This window comes from Pseudochrobactrum sp. sp1633 (assembly GCF_030376605.1).
Lineage (GTDB): Bacteria > Pseudomonadota > Alphaproteobacteria > Rhizobiales > Rhizobiaceae > Pseudochrobactrum.
The window spans coordinates 25,796-39,003 of record NZ_JARRAE010000019.1 but is presented as its reverse complement, the minus strand read 5'-3'; the positions used below and the strand labels follow the sequence as shown (position 1 = coordinate 39,003).

12 protein-coding genes are annotated in these 13,208 nt (G+C 52.6%); 10 read left to right on the top strand and 2 right to left on the bottom strand.

The window, feature by feature from the left end:
• Nucleotides 1-5 precede the first annotated feature (5 nt).
• Together P8H26_RS15855 and P8H26_RS15850 are read left to right on the top strand one after the other, a co-directional pair.
• Nucleotides 6-947 (top strand): isoaspartyl peptidase/L-asparaginase family protein, encoded by a 942-nt coding sequence (locus tag P8H26_RS15855; protein ID WP_289634177.1) that lies wholly within the window; start codon nucleotides 6-8, stop codon nucleotides 945-947.
• Between the two features lie 190 nt (nucleotides 948-1,137).
• Entirely contained in the window at nucleotides 1,138-2,238 is a 1,101-nt protein-coding gene (locus P8H26_RS15850; RefSeq protein ID WP_289634176.1) for an SbmA/BacA-like family transporter, read from the top strand.
• Nucleotides 2,239-2,296: 58 nt separating this feature from the next.
• Here the strand turns inward: P8H26_RS15850 and pepT are convergent, their stop codons facing one another.
• Together pepT and P8H26_RS15840 are read right to left on the bottom strand one after the other, a co-directional pair.
• Nucleotides 2,297-3,532: a peptidase T gene (gene pepT / locus P8H26_RS15845; protein ID WP_289634175.1), complete on the bottom strand. Its 1,236-nt coding sequence runs from the start codon at nucleotides 3,530-3,532 to the stop codon at nucleotides 2,297-2,299.
• A gap of 123 nt (nucleotides 3,533-3,655) precedes the next feature.
• Nucleotides 3,656-5,254: an ABC transporter substrate-binding protein gene (locus P8H26_RS15840; RefSeq protein WP_289634174.1), complete on the bottom strand. Its 1,599-nt coding sequence runs from the start codon at nucleotides 5,252-5,254 to the stop codon at nucleotides 3,656-3,658.
• Nucleotides 5,255-5,479: 225 nt separating this feature from the next.
• Here P8H26_RS15840 and P8H26_RS15835 point away from each other — a divergent pair, with 225 nt between their 5' ends.
• From P8H26_RS15835 to P8H26_RS15800, 8 genes are all read left to right on the top strand, one after another.
• On the top strand, nucleotides 5,480-6,397 hold the full coding sequence (locus tag P8H26_RS15835) for a LysR family transcriptional regulator (protein WP_289634173.1): 918 nt from the start codon (nucleotides 5,480-5,482) through the stop codon (nucleotides 6,395-6,397).
• 101 nt (nucleotides 6,398-6,498) lie between these two features.
• Nucleotides 6,499-7,170 (top strand): DsbA family protein, encoded by a 672-nt coding sequence (locus tag P8H26_RS15830; protein WP_289634172.1) that lies wholly within the window; start codon nucleotides 6,499-6,501, stop codon nucleotides 7,168-7,170.
• A 67-nt stretch (nucleotides 7,171-7,237) separates the two neighbouring features.
• Nucleotides 7,238-8,269: a cyclase family protein gene (locus P8H26_RS15825; RefSeq protein ID WP_289634171.1), complete on the top strand. Its 1,032-nt coding sequence runs from the start codon at nucleotides 7,238-7,240 to the stop codon at nucleotides 8,267-8,269.
• Between the two features lie 123 nt (nucleotides 8,270-8,392).
• Entirely contained in the window at nucleotides 8,393-8,992 is a 600-nt protein-coding gene (locus P8H26_RS15820) for a DUF922 domain-containing Zn-dependent protease (protein ID WP_289634170.1), read from the top strand.
• A gap of 460 nt (nucleotides 8,993-9,452) precedes the next feature.
• A complete protein-coding gene (locus P8H26_RS15815; RefSeq protein ID WP_289634169.1) occupies nucleotides 9,453-10,874 on the top strand; it encodes a M20 family metallopeptidase in 1,422 nt (473 codons plus the stop codon).
• Nucleotides 10,875-10,937: 63 nt separating this feature from the next.
• Nucleotides 10,938-11,660 (top strand): ABC transporter permease, encoded by a 723-nt coding sequence (locus P8H26_RS15810; RefSeq protein WP_121993910.1) that lies wholly within the window; start codon nucleotides 10,938-10,940, stop codon nucleotides 11,658-11,660.
• Nucleotides 11,657-12,391 (top strand): ABC transporter permease, encoded by a 735-nt coding sequence (locus tag P8H26_RS15805; protein WP_289634168.1) that lies wholly within the window; start codon nucleotides 11,657-11,659, stop codon nucleotides 12,389-12,391. Before P8H26_RS15810 ends, P8H26_RS15805 begins: the two co-directional genes overlap by 4 nt.
• Complete coding sequence (locus tag P8H26_RS15800; RefSeq protein ID WP_289634167.1) at nucleotides 12,388-13,182, top strand: ABC transporter ATP-binding protein; 795 nt, start codon at nucleotides 12,388-12,390, stop codon at nucleotides 13,180-13,182. The genes P8H26_RS15805 and P8H26_RS15800 overlap by 4 nt, the downstream gene beginning before the upstream one ends.
• The last annotated feature ends 26 nt before the right edge of the window (nucleotides 13,183-13,208 follow it).

The window sequence follows — 13,208 nt, the reverse complement described above, 5'->3', positions numbered from 1 at the left end:
ATACCATGTCTGAAACTACTCCTGTTATTGCACTCCACGGCGGTGCAGGCACAATCCTGAAATCCAACATGACCCCTGAACGGGAAGCGGCCTATCACGCGGGCCTGAAAGCCTGTCTCGAAGCAGGCCTGACTGTTCTGAATGAAGGCGGCACTGCGCTGGATGCCGCAACTGCAGCCGTGATGGCGCTGGAAGAAAATCCGTTATTCAATGCCGGTCGCGGCGCGGTTTATACCACTGATGCGACCCATGAAATGGACGCAGCCGTGATGGACGGTGCAACCCGCCGTTGCGGTGCGATTACCGGCATCTGCGGCCCGCGTCATCCGGTGCTGGCAGCGCGTGCGGTGATGGAACAGACGGAGCATGTTTTCCTTGCCGGTAACGGTGCCAAGCGTTTCTGTGAGAATGCCGGTCTGGAAATGATGGAACCGGAATGGTTCGGCACTCAGCAGCGTCTGGATGCGCTGAAAGCGGAAATGGAACGCCGCCGTCTCGGTCTGGCTGATGACGGTGATCCGGCACGCAAGCACGGCACTGTCGGCGCTGTGGCGCTCGACAAAAACGGTCATATTGCTGCGGCCACCTCAACCGGCGGCATGACGGCAAAAACGCCAGGTCGCGTGGGTGACAGCCCTGTGATCGGTGCCGGTACATGGGCAGATGATAAAACCGCCGCGATTTCTGCTACCGGTCACGGCGAGTATTTCATCCGCTGGGCAGTCGGCCATGAAATTGATGCCCGTATGCGCTGGGCAGGCCAGAGCCTTGCAAAGGCTGCCGGTGATGTGGTGCAGGAACTCGGTGAACTCGGCGGCTCAGGCGGTCTGATCGCTATTGATGCCAAAGGCAATATCGAGCTGCCATTCAACAGTCCGGGTATGTACCGCGCATGGTGTGGTGCAGATGGTGTAATCCACACCGGCATTTACGGCAAAGAAGACTGATCCTCTTCTGCAGAAGCACATGATCAAATCCCCCGATCAGCCACTGATCGGGGGATTTTTTTATGTATCTTGTCAGCATTATCAGGCTGTCATTTTCACCGGCTTGTTGCAACACAGCAAAGATTGCCACTGGATCAGTGCTGTAAATTCCACTAGTTTGAATCTGTAGTCAGAATGACAGGGTCAACAGTTGGAAGAAATCGTTTCGGTGCAAAATCAACAAGCCCCTCAGCATGACGGCCATTTACCGGACATTCCCTTTTTCACGCAGCTCGGCATTCTGCGCAGACTACTGAACTCCTCGGAAGAATTTTTGAAACTTGCGGCTTTGTCCGCCGTATTGCTGTTTATCCTGCTGGCAACCGCCTATGGACAGGTCACACTCAATCAATGGAATGTTCCTTTTTACAACGCCATTGAACAGCGGGATGTGCCTGAATTCATCAGGCAGCTGAAAATCTTTGTGTTTATTGCCGCCGGACTGCTGATCCTCAATGTTGCGCAAAACTGGTTTCAGCAAACCCTTTCAGTCATGATGCGCAAAGCAATTGTCAAAAACCTGATTAATTGCTGGCTGCATGGAAATAAGGCATCCAAGCTCGACAAATCCGGCTTCTATGCACAAAACCCCGACCAGCGCATCCATCAGGACACAAGACAGCTGGCAGATTCAACCACAGGACTGACAATCGGCTTCATCCAGTCCTCCATATTATTATTCAGTTTTATCGGTATCTTGTGGAATGTGTCGGAAGGCTTTGTCTTCCACTATAATGGCTATGCGTTCTCGCTGCCCGGTTACATGGTGTGGGCGGCTATTCTCTATGTCGGGATTGCCTCCGCGCTCAGTCGTCTGGTGGGGCGCGGGCTGGTCAGACTAAATGCCGCCCGTGAAGCGCAGGAAGCTGAGTTCAGAGCCGCTCTCGTGACGATCATCAGCGAGAACGACAATTATCCGATGGCCAATGAAAGCGAAAGAAAGATCGGTTTTCTGCGCAGTAAGTTTCAGGGCCTGTATTTCAGCATCAAAAAGCTCATATTCATGGAGACAAATCTCACATGGATTTCATCCGGTTTTGGCTGGATGGCGATTGTTGTGCCAATTCTGGCCGCTGCACCGATTTATTTTTCGGGCGGACTGAATTTCGGCGGTCTGATGATGACTGTCGGCGCATTCAATCAGGTCTATTCAGCACTACGCTGGTATGTGAATAATTATCAGGCCATTGCAGAGTGGCGCGCCCATCTGCTGCGCATCACCGGCTTTCACACATTGCTGCTCACAGAGTAAAAAACAGGCGCGGAATAGAACCGCGCCTGCTGTATTCATACCGTGCTCATGCACCTGATCAGCGTTTAGCCGCCGCAGCGCGCTTCAAAATCTCAATCACCATTTCCGATGCCTTATTCAATGAGGCAACCGGCAGGAACTCGTAGATCGAGTGGAAGTTATGCGCACCGCAGAACAGGTTCGGGCAAGGCAGACCTTTTTCTGACAAGACTGCACCGTCATAACCACCGCGCATAGGGATAGAATAAGGCTCAACGCCGATAGCTTTCATCGCTTCCAGAGCCAGTTCAACCGGATAAAAATTATCCCTTTTCAGCCCTTCAGCAGCATTGCGATACATCGGGCGATACTCAACCGAGACCGTACCCTCGCCATGCAGCTGATTAAATGTGGCTGCCAGCGTATCGATGAAATTGCGGCGCGTGTCATAGCCTGTTTCTGTGAAGTCACGGATATCGACCACGATTTTTGCAGCAGCAACACTGCCCTGAATGCCTTTAACCCAGTAATAGCCTTCGCGCTTTTCCGTATGTTCCGGCCGCTCACCGGCTGGCAACATACCGACAAATTGCTGCGCATAGAGAATGGCATTGCGCAACTTGCCCTTGGCGGACATCGGATGCGCCGGCTGACCACGGAATGAAATATGGAACTCGCCCGCATTCCAGTTCTCATAGACAATTTCACCCACAGCACAACAATCAAGCGTATAGGCAAAATCCGCATTGAGGCTTGGCACATCAAGCGCCTTGGCACCGAGCAGGCCAATTTCCTCATCCGGCACGAACACGACTTTAACCTCGCCATGTTCGATCTGCGGATTATCGCGCAGCACCTGCATGGCATGCATCACTTCAGCAATGGCTGATTTGTTATCCGCACCCAAAAGACTTGTGCCGTCTGTCACGATAATGCGGTCGCCTTCATAGCGCTTCAGTTCAGGAAACTCTTCAACACGCATTACAATATCAAGCGCTTTATTGAGCACGATATCGCCGCCCTGATACTCCACCACCTGCGCTTTGGTGTCAGTATCATATTCACCGCTGGTATCCATATGCGCCACCCAGGCGATTACCGGTGCCTGACGGTCTGCATCTTTGATATTGGACGGCAATGTACCAACCACAATGGAATGATCTCTCATTTCCACTGTCAGACCCAGTTCACGCAATTCTCCCGCCAGCAATTGTGCAAGTTCGGTCTGGCCACTGCTGGAAGGCAGTTTTCCCGCGTCGGAAACGGCTGTGGTATTGATACGTGTGTAGTTCAGGAAGCGTTCAACAATATCCATCGGACTTCTTTCAGATCAGCTCATAAAATTATAATCTTGGAGGCCGTGCAAAAATGGCGCCTGAAAGGCGCCATTCAGTTTGAAACAGGTCATCACCTGCAAGACAGGCAATTTCCGGAAGAATTATTCTTCAATGTCCACATCTTCAAAGAGATAGCCACCGAAAGGATCAACGCGGAAATCCTTAACCTTGCTGCTGACCGGCTGTTCCATCACCTGATGGGCGATTGTCAGCCAAGGAGCCTGCTCTTTAAAGACAACCTGCGCCTGCTCGTAGAGCTTGGTGCGCTCGGCCTGATCTGTCGTCAGCTTGGCTGCCTGAATCAGCTTTTCAAAGTCAGCATTACACCAGTTTGCACGGTTACTGCTGCCCACAGCTTCACAACCCAGAAGAGCTGCAAGGAAGTTATCCGGATCAGCAATACCACCGGTCCAGCCGAGCATAACCGCTCCGTCACGGTCTTTTTCCAGCGAGCGCTTCAGATATTCGCTCCAGTCATAGGAAACGACCTCAACTTTAACGCCGACTTTAGCCAGATCAGCCTGCATCATTTCAGCAGCGCGGCGGGCATTCGGCATATAAGGACGCTGAACAGGCATTGCCCAGATCTTCATGGAAAGATCTTTGACACCGGCCTCTTCCAGCAGTTTGCGCGATGCTTCAATATCATAAGCATCGTCCTTAACGTCTTTGTTATAACCCCAAACGCCCGGAGGCATTGCATTGATCGCAACCATACCGGTGGATTCATAAACCGCTTCAATGATCGCAGGCTTATTGATTGCCATGTTCAGAGCTTTACGCACGCGGACGTCATCAAATGGTGCAACGGTCGTATTATAGGCCATGAATGCAATATTCAGACCTTCTTTACGCAGCACTTCAAGCGACGTATCCGCCTTCATCTCAGCAACATCTGCCGGATTAGGATAAGCGATGATGTGGCATTCGCCCGCTTTCATCTTCTGATAGCGCACCGACGCGTCCGGTGTGATCGCGAAAATCAGATTGTCGATTTTCTGCTTGCCGCCCCAATAATCAGGATTGGCCTGATAACGGATCGCGCTGTTAGCCTGATACGCTACATATTGGTAAGGGCCTGTGCCGATTGGCATCTGGCTCATCTGATCAGTATTACCTTCAGCGATCAGCTTGTCGCCGTATTCTTTGGACTGGATAACCGCAAAAGTCAGTGAAAGCGAGGCAATCATCGTTGCTTCAGGACGGTTCAGAACAAACTTGACCGTATGATCATCAATCTTCTGAATTTCTTTCAGCAGGGTCGGGAAGGAATATGCGCCATATTGCGGCCATGTGCCCTTACCGTAGAAAGGATTTTCTTTATCGCCCTGACGCGCAAAAGTGAAAATCACATCGTCAGCATTAAATTCGCGGGTCGGTGTGAAATAGCTTGTCGTGTGGAATTTTACGCCTTTGCGCAAATGGAAGGTATATTCCTTACCGTCTTCCGAAATTTCCCAGCTCTCGGCAAGACCTGGCTCCAGCTCAGTCGAGCCGCGTTTGATTTTGATCAGGCCGTTCGACACGTTACGCGCAGAAGCATCATAAGTGGCACCTGATGTGGTTGTCGCCGCATCAAAATTATCCGGTGCTGCTTCCGAGCAATAGATCAGTGTTTTTGCCGAAGCCTGAGCAGAGGCCAATCCACCAACCACCAATGCAAGCGCGGTCGCTGAAAGAGCCTTTTTATAGATATTCATACTGGTATTCCCCATTCCATCCGGCACTCATCTCAGTCACTAAGCTCATGATCAGGATAAGTGATTCCGTGATGAGGATACTGGAACGATCTCGGCCTGAGTTCCATTGATAATTTTATAGAAAATCACGATGATCCCAACTAAGAACGGGTATCCCGATTAAGAACAGGCTTACCGTCTAAAAATCAAACAGGCCGAAGCGAAAAACCGGAGGCTCCGCCCGTCATGGATACATTCAACACTATGCGCACTTTCAGACGCATTGTCGAACTTGGCGGACTGGCTAAAGCTGCGGAAGATCTGGGGATTTCGCCTGCCGGTCTCAGCAAGCAGCTACGCGCACTGGAAGCGCATCTCGATACGGTGCTCATTCAGCGCACAACCCGCAGCATGAGCCTGACCGATACCGGCCGCACCTATTATGCCGATTGCTGCCGCTTGTTAGACGAGCTGGACGTGCTTGAGCGCTCTATCAAGCAGCAATCCCAGCGGGTCACCGGCAAATTGCGCGTCAATGCGCCATTGTCGTTTGCGATCAGCGTTCTCTCGCCGTTACTGGCAGAGTTTCTGCAACAATATCCGGACCTGCAACTGGATCTGGTGATGGAAGACCGGCTGGTTGATGCCGTTGCACATGGCTTTGATGTCTCCATCCGGCTGCGTAACACGCTGGAAGATTCTTCACTGATTGCCCGTCGTCTTGCGTCCCTTGAGCAGAAGCTCTGTGCCGCACCGTCTTATCTGGAAAAATACGGAATACCGGCCAGTGCCGCCGATCTGCAACGCCATAAAATGCTGAGTTACAGTCTGGCACATACGCAGGGCATCACGGCAGATGATGACCGTGACAAGCAGGAAACGGGAAACATTGCCCTGTTATCCGGTGCAGAGCACAGTCAGGTCAATAATAGTCTGATGCTGCGTGATCTGCTGATTGCAGGACTGGGAATCGGGGCTTTACCGTCTTTTCTTGCAGACCCCGCGCTTCACGACGGAAGATTACAGCGTATTCTGCCTGCACTCGTGAATGAACCCCGTCATATTTATGCGGTTTACCCGACCAGCAGACATTTGCAGCCCAAGGTCAAAGCCTTTGTGGATTTCCTCGCCAGCCGTCTGCCGCCGGCTTTGCAGGCGAGCTGACTGTTCCATTCTTAACCTGCAGTAAAAACTGTTTGCACCGCCAAGTGCTTATTCCGCTATCGCGGGATCAGTAATGTGATGTCCAACGAAAGGACATCACAATGACACTTCAGATAAACAAGAGCGCCTCCCCTCTGGTCATCGACTTCTATCACGATGTCGTATGCGGCTGGTGCTATGTCATGTCACCCCGCCTGCGTCAGGTTACCGGTGAACTCGGTATTCAGGTGCGCCACCACACATTTGTTCTGCAGGATTCCCGTGAGCAGATGGTGCAGGTTTTCGGCTCTATGGAACGCGCCAAGAGCGAAATACTTGGTCACTGGAAAGCCTGTGCCAAACAGGATGATGCACAGCGCATTAATATTGAAGGTATGCGGGCGCAGAGCTTTGAATACCCGAACGGGCTGGCAGCAGCACTTGCCTGTCAGGCGGCACATATGCTTGGCGGTGATATTGCTCATTGGAATTACTTCGACGCTGTCCAACGCGCCCATCTCACAGAAAGCCGCAATATCGGCGATGCCGAAACCCTCACAGAAATTGCTGTATCTCAAGGTTGTGACCGTGATGCTTTCACACAAGCCATGACCGGCGAAAGTGCCGCTCAACGCGTGCAGGCAGACCGCATACAGGCCATGCAGCTTGGTATCCGCTCCATTCCGACCCTGCTTGTCAGCTCTCCTGACACCAATATTCCTCCTCTGCGCTTACAGACCACACCTGCCGAACTGCTCAAAAGCCGTTTGCAGGACATGATGCAAGCCGCCTGACTTTCTCCTCCTCCCCCAAACAAAACACCTCAAAAGACCAAACAAAAACACTTCAAAAGGAATGACTATGTCACTCAAACGCACCAACCGTCTTCTCGGTCTGCTGATGCTCGGCACTGCCAGCCTCTCTGCATCCCTGTTACCCGCCCTTGCTGAAACACCAGCCAAACCTGCTATTGCCGTCAGCGGACAGGAAGTCGGCATCAGTCCGTGGGGGCCTGATGATGAAATCGGTCGTCTGAACCTCATCACGCCGGCTTCGCGCGCAGCCATTCTCTCCCGTGTTGACGGCAGCAAAGTCTATGATCTGGCAACCGATTATTATCTGGGCATGCCAGGCTGGCAGGATGCCGGTGACCCGCATTATCAGTTCTGGATGACCCATACACCGCGTGGCACCGAGATTGATGATCCGATGGGTGTGGGCAAAAATATGAACACCACGCGTAGCTATACCGGAACGGCATTTTCCATGTACAGCCATACCGGCACGCATATTGATGCGCTGAACCATTTCGGCATTCACGGCAAAATCTGGAACGGCTTCAAGGCCGATGACCATCTGGGTGATCGCGGCTGGAACCGTACCGGCATTGAAAAATTTCCGCCATTGATTGCTCGTGGCGTGTTGATCGACGTGGCCGCGGCCAAAGGTGTGGATATGCTGCCGGATCAATATCGTGTCACCCGTCAGGATCTCAAAGATGCATTGGCCAAACAGAAAACCACGCTGCAGGAAGGCGACATTGTGCTGATCCGCACCGGCCGGATGAAGCTGTTCAACGACCCGAAAGCCTATATGGCTGCACCTCCGGGAATGGGTCTGGATGCAGCGCGCTATCTGGTAGAAGAAGGCGGAGCAATGATTGTCGGCGCGGATAATCTGAGTTTTGAAACCTTCCCGTCCGAAGTGGCTGACGATTATGTGCCGCTGCATACTTATCTGCTGGCGCAACAGGGTGCTCCGATTATCGAGCTGATTGCTCTGGATGAGCTCTCCAAAGACAAAGTCTATGAATTTGCCTTTATCGGCGGCCCGCTGAAGATCCGTGGTGGTGATGCGGCGCCATTGCGTCCCGTTGCCATCCCTCTCCGGTAAAGTCTCCATTCTTTAAATGACTACGCATCCCGAAAAACACTTCACAGTTTTCGGGATGCGCTCTAGAGATAACTGGCCGGTTCCGGCAATCATACGCAATGTCGGTCAGACCGGAAGTTATCGATGACACTTAAAAACATTTTCTGCACACTGCTCGCGGGCAGCAGTCTCTGGGCAAGCAATGCGCAGGCCGAATGGCAGCCGGTTGAGAAAGTGGAGACCTATTCTGTCTCCGGCACGTCACCCGCTGAGCTATATGCCTCAATCGGGCAAAAAGGCCCGCAGATCGGCAAAAATATCCGCACCATCGCCCACACCAATTTCACCTTGCTCTGGTCGAGAAAATACAAGACAGATGACGGCAATTGCACACTGGTTTCCGCAAAGCCGAAACTGACGATTACATATACCCTGCCTAAACCTGCGCAAAAACTATCGCCGGAAACGGCTGCGCGCTGGGCGACATTCTACGCAGGCATTGAAAAACATGAGCATATTCATGGTGACTATATCAAAGAGATGGTTCAGAAAATTGAGACTGCAACTGTCGGCATGTCTGTTGCCAATGACCCGAAATGCAGCAAATTCAAAACTGAATTAAACAAGAAGCTCTCTGAATTGTTTCAGGAACAGCGGCAAAGAGGCCGCGATTTTGACCGGTCAGAAATGGCACAGGGCGGCAATATTCATCAGCTTATTCTGGCGCTGATCAACGGTCAGTAAAAACAACACGTTCATCACCATCCCTGTGCATAACCTCCACGGGCAGAATTACTTTGCCCTCAAGGGGATAAATTCACATATGCGAAATGGCTGACTTTTGCTCAATTTGGCATAAATTTTATCCAGTTTGGAAAAATACCATATCTTTTTGAACAATATTGCGCCTGTACTCTGCCATTTCGTCACTGTAGTTATCTGCCGGTCAGAAATAGGAGGTTTTCTGCGCGGAGGACGACCCTTAAGCGGCTCAATGGTATTTTACCGCGTCATTTGACATCAAACTATGTTGAATGAGCGCTAATGATGCAAAACAACTCTTGTATGCAGAGCCAAGGGATTTTATCAGCACATCATAAACTTGTAATACCTCTCAGGGTTCCCAGCCCGGCGGATGAACGAGCATAACACTATAATTATCCGCAGACGATGTAGCGCGCGTCAGGATCAAACGGAGCAGGCAATGAAAAACCATTCTGATATCTGGGATATCGTTGAAGAGAAAAGCCCCGCTTATTTTGACCTGAGCGATACGATCTGGGACAATCCCGAAACCAATTATGAAGAATACAAAGCCAGCGATGCCCATGCACAAATGCTGTGTGACGAAGGTTTTCGCGTAGAGCGCGGCATTGCCGGACTGCCAACCGCAGTCATGGGCGAAGCCGGTGAAGACGGCCCTGTCATCGCCATCCTCGGTGAGTTTGATGCTCTGCCGGGTCTGAGCCAAATTGCAGGTCTGGCAGAGCCGCAAGAAATTGAGCGTGGCGGCCACGGTCATGGCTGCGGCCACAACCTGCTTGGCTCCGGTTCTCTGCTTGCCGCCTCCGCCCTCAAAACCTATCTGGCTGAAAACGGCATCAAAGGCCGCGTGCGCTATTATGGCTGCCCGGCTGAAGAAGGTGGTTCGGCCAAAGGCTTTATGGTGCGTGAAGGCCTGTTTGATGATGTGGATGTCGCATTTTGCTGGCACCCTGCCCCGTTTGCCGGTGTGAATGATCCGGTTTCGCTGGCCTGTAACGAGATCAGCTTTCACTTTACCGGCCGCGCAGCCCATGCCGCATCCGCGCCGCATCTTGGCCGCAGTGCGCTGGATGCCGTGGAACTGATGAATGTCGGCGTCAATTATATGCGCGAGCATATGCCTTCCAGCGCGCGCATTCATTATGCTGTGACAGATACCGGTGGCATTGCGCCGAATGTTGTGCAGGCCAAAGCCACAGTGCGCTATCTGATCCGCGCTCTCAGCCTGCCGGAAATGCAGTCCCTGCTGGAACGTGTTCGCAAAATTGCTCAGGGTGCAGCCCTGATGACGGAAACGTCGGTGCGCGATGAAATCATCAGCGGCGATGCCAATCTGATCGGCAACGCGCCGCTGGAACAGCTGATGCATGTGCAGTTAGAGCGGCTGGGCGCCCCTGTTTTTGACGAGCAGGACAGAAAAACCGCCCGCGAGTTTCAGGATACTTTGAGCAAAGAAGATATCTCGGATGCCTTCCGCCGTTTTGGTGTAGAACCAAAAGACGGCCTCGCTCTATGCGAAGAGGTCTATAAGCCGTATAACGGTGACAATTCTCTCGTCGGCTCCACTGATGTGGGCAGCGTGAGCTGGGTTGTTCCGACAGTGCAAATGCGCGGTGCCACCTGTGCCATCGGCACACCGCTGCACTCCTGGCAGATGGTAGCACAGGGTAAACTGCCTGCCGCCCATAAAGGCATGGCACATGCAGCGAAAATCATGAGCAGTACGGCCGCTGAACTGTTCCGCAATCCGGAGCATATTACAGCAGCCAAAGCCGATCATAAAAAACGCCTCGGCAATACGGTTTTCATCAATCCGATACCGGATGATGTTCAGCCTGCCTTGCCTGAGCAAAAGGCGTAACAGGATCGGCCACAGGAATATGACTATGACTTTCTTCTTTATCTCTAACCGGCCAAGGGCATTATGAAGCAACTCAGCTTTTTTGAAATCCTCAGCTTCGGGCCAGATGGCTGGGGGCACGTTCTGCTCACCGGCGCATTGATGAGTGTTGCCCTTGCTGTGACCGGCTTTCTGCTCGGCGCTGTTATCGGCGTATTCGGTGCCTGGGCTAAAATCTCAGGCGGACGGGTTACCCGTACCATCGCGGACGGCTATACAACCATCATCCGCGGCATTCCTGACCTGCTGATCATCTATCTGTTTTATTTCGGCGGCAGCGCGGCAATCACTGCAATCGGCAAACTGTTCGGCGCTGAAGGTTTTCTCGGCTTTCCGGGTTTCCTCGCCGGTATGCTGGCCATCGCCATTTCCTGCGGCGCGCATCACACGGAAGTTTTTCGTGGTGCGTTCAAAGCCGTTGCTAAAGGTGAGTTGGAAGCGGCAACCGCTTGCGGCATGGGCCGCTGGATGAAGTTCCGCCGTATCATTGCGCCTCTGTCGCTGCGTCATGCGCTGCCGGGACTTGGCAATGTGTGGCAGGTATCGTTGAAAGAATCCGCTCTGGTTTCCGTGACCGGCGTTGTGGAACTGCTGCGTCAGGCTCAGATCGGTGCCGGTTCAACCGGTCTACCATTCAACTTCTTCCTGATCGCCGGTGCTCTCTATCTGCTGATTTCGTCTGTTTCAGGCGGCATTCTGCAGTCCGCTGAGCGCTATTTCTCCCGCGGTGTGAGGAGAGCACAATGAGTTTTGAATTCTTCGCTGAATCTTTCGTCGCCATGCTGGCGGGTCTGCCGCTGACCCTGAAACTGGCAGCGACTGCCATTGCATTGGGCGCCTGTCTTGCTCTGGTCATCGCCATGATGCGCCTGTCCGGCAATTTTGTGTTGGACTGGATTGCGCGTATTTATGTGTTTGTCTTCCGCGGCACACCGCTGCTGGTACAGATTTTCATCATCTATTACGGCCTCAGCCAGTTTCCAGCAGTCCGCCACTCTTTCCTGTGGCCGATCCTGCGTGAGCCATACTGGTGTGCGGTTATCGCGCTGACCATGAATACTGCCGCCTATGCCGGTGAGATTATTCGTGGCGGCCTGCTATCCGTGCCTCATGGCCAGATTGAAGCTGCCAAAGCTTCCGGCATGTCACGTTTCACCACCTTCCGCCGCATTACAATGCCATTGGCTATTCGTCAGGCATTGCCGGCTTACGGCAATGAAATGATCTCTATGGTCAAAGCCACCTCGCTGGCCTCGATCATTACGCTGATGGAAGTCACCGGTATTGCTGCCAAGCTGATTGCCGAGAGCTACCGCGCCATTGAAGTTTTCATTGTCGCCGGTGCGATTTATCTGGCCATCAACTTCATTCTGACCCGTCTTCTGCTGCTAGCTGAATACCGCCTGACGCCTTATCTGCGCCAGCCTGTTCCTGTCAGCGTACCGGCCAATATTCCTACGGAAGGAAAAGCATCGTGAGCAACACAGTATCCGCATCCGCACCGGTCGCGCTGAAAGTCGAAAACCTGCGCAAGAATTTCGGTCAGGTCGAAGTGCTCAAAGGTATTTCACTCGAAGCCCGCGAAGGCGAAGTGATCTCCATTCTCGGCTCTTCCGGCTCGGGTAAATCCACACTGCTGCGCTGTATCAACCTTCTGGAAACGCCGACATCCGGTACGGTCACCATTTCCGGTGAAACCATCAAGATGGCGCAGAATTCCAAAGGCGAAAGCTACCCGACCGACAAGAAACAGGTCTCGCGCATCCGCTCGGAACTCGGCATGGTATTCCAGAGCTTCAATCTTTGGTCACACAAAACCATTCTGGAAAATGTGATCGAAGCGCCTATCTATGTGCAGGGGCGTAACCGCGCTGAAGCCACAGAAGAGGCCGAAGCATTGCTGGCAAAAGTTGGTATTGCCGATAAGCGCAATTACTATCCGTCGCATCTGTCAGGTGGTCAGCAGCAGCGTGCAGCGATTGCCCGCGCGCTGGCGATGAAGCCGAAAGTGATGCTGTTTGACGAACCGACTTCCGCGCTTGATCCGGAGTTGGTAGGTGAAGTTCTGCGCGTGATGCGCGGACTTGCTGAAGAAGGCCGTACAATGCTGGTCGTGACCCACGAAATGGGTTTTGCCCGTGACGTATCCAACCGCGTTATCTTTGTGCATCAGGGTCAGGTTGAGGAAGACGGCGCACCAGCCGATGTCTTCACCAATTCCAAATCCGAGCGTTTCCGCAAATTCATCAGCCACGAAAATGCGGCCTGATCGAACTAAAACAATCATCTAACAGG

Excerpts from the sequence above, each read along its gene's own strand:
- P8H26_RS15820 (WP_289634170.1), top strand. The coding sequence starts at position 8,393 with ATGACACTTAAAAACATTTTCTGCACACTGCTCGCGGGCAGCAGTCTC.
- P8H26_RS15825 (WP_289634171.1), top strand. The coding sequence starts at position 7,238 with ATGTCACTCAAACGCACCAACCGTCTTCTCGGTCTGCTGATGCTCGGC.
- P8H26_RS15835 (WP_289634173.1), top strand. The coding sequence starts at position 5,480 with ATGGATACATTCAACACTATGCGCACTTTCAGACGCATTGTCGAACTT.
- P8H26_RS15815 (WP_289634169.1), top strand. The coding sequence starts at position 9,453 with ATGAAAAACCATTCTGATATCTGGGATATCGTTGAAGAGAAAAGCCCC.
- P8H26_RS15840 (WP_289634174.1), bottom strand. The coding sequence starts at position 5,254 with ATGAATATCTATAAAAAGGCTCTTTCAGCGACCGCGCTTGCATTGGTG.
- P8H26_RS15830 (WP_289634172.1), top strand. The coding sequence starts at position 6,499 with ATGACACTTCAGATAAACAAGAGCGCCTCCCCTCTGGTCATCGACTTC.
- P8H26_RS15805 (WP_289634168.1), top strand. The coding sequence starts at position 11,657 with ATGAGTTTTGAATTCTTCGCTGAATCTTTCGTCGCCATGCTGGCGGGT.
- P8H26_RS15810 (WP_121993910.1), top strand. The coding sequence starts at position 10,938 with ATGAAGCAACTCAGCTTTTTTGAAATCCTCAGCTTCGGGCCAGATGGC.
- pepT (WP_289634175.1), bottom strand. The coding sequence starts at position 3,532 with ATGGATATTGTTGAACGCTTCCTGAACTACACACGTATCAATACCACA.
- P8H26_RS15855 (WP_289634177.1), top strand. The coding sequence starts at position 6 with ATGTCTGAAACTACTCCTGTTATTGCACTCCACGGCGGTGCAGGCACA.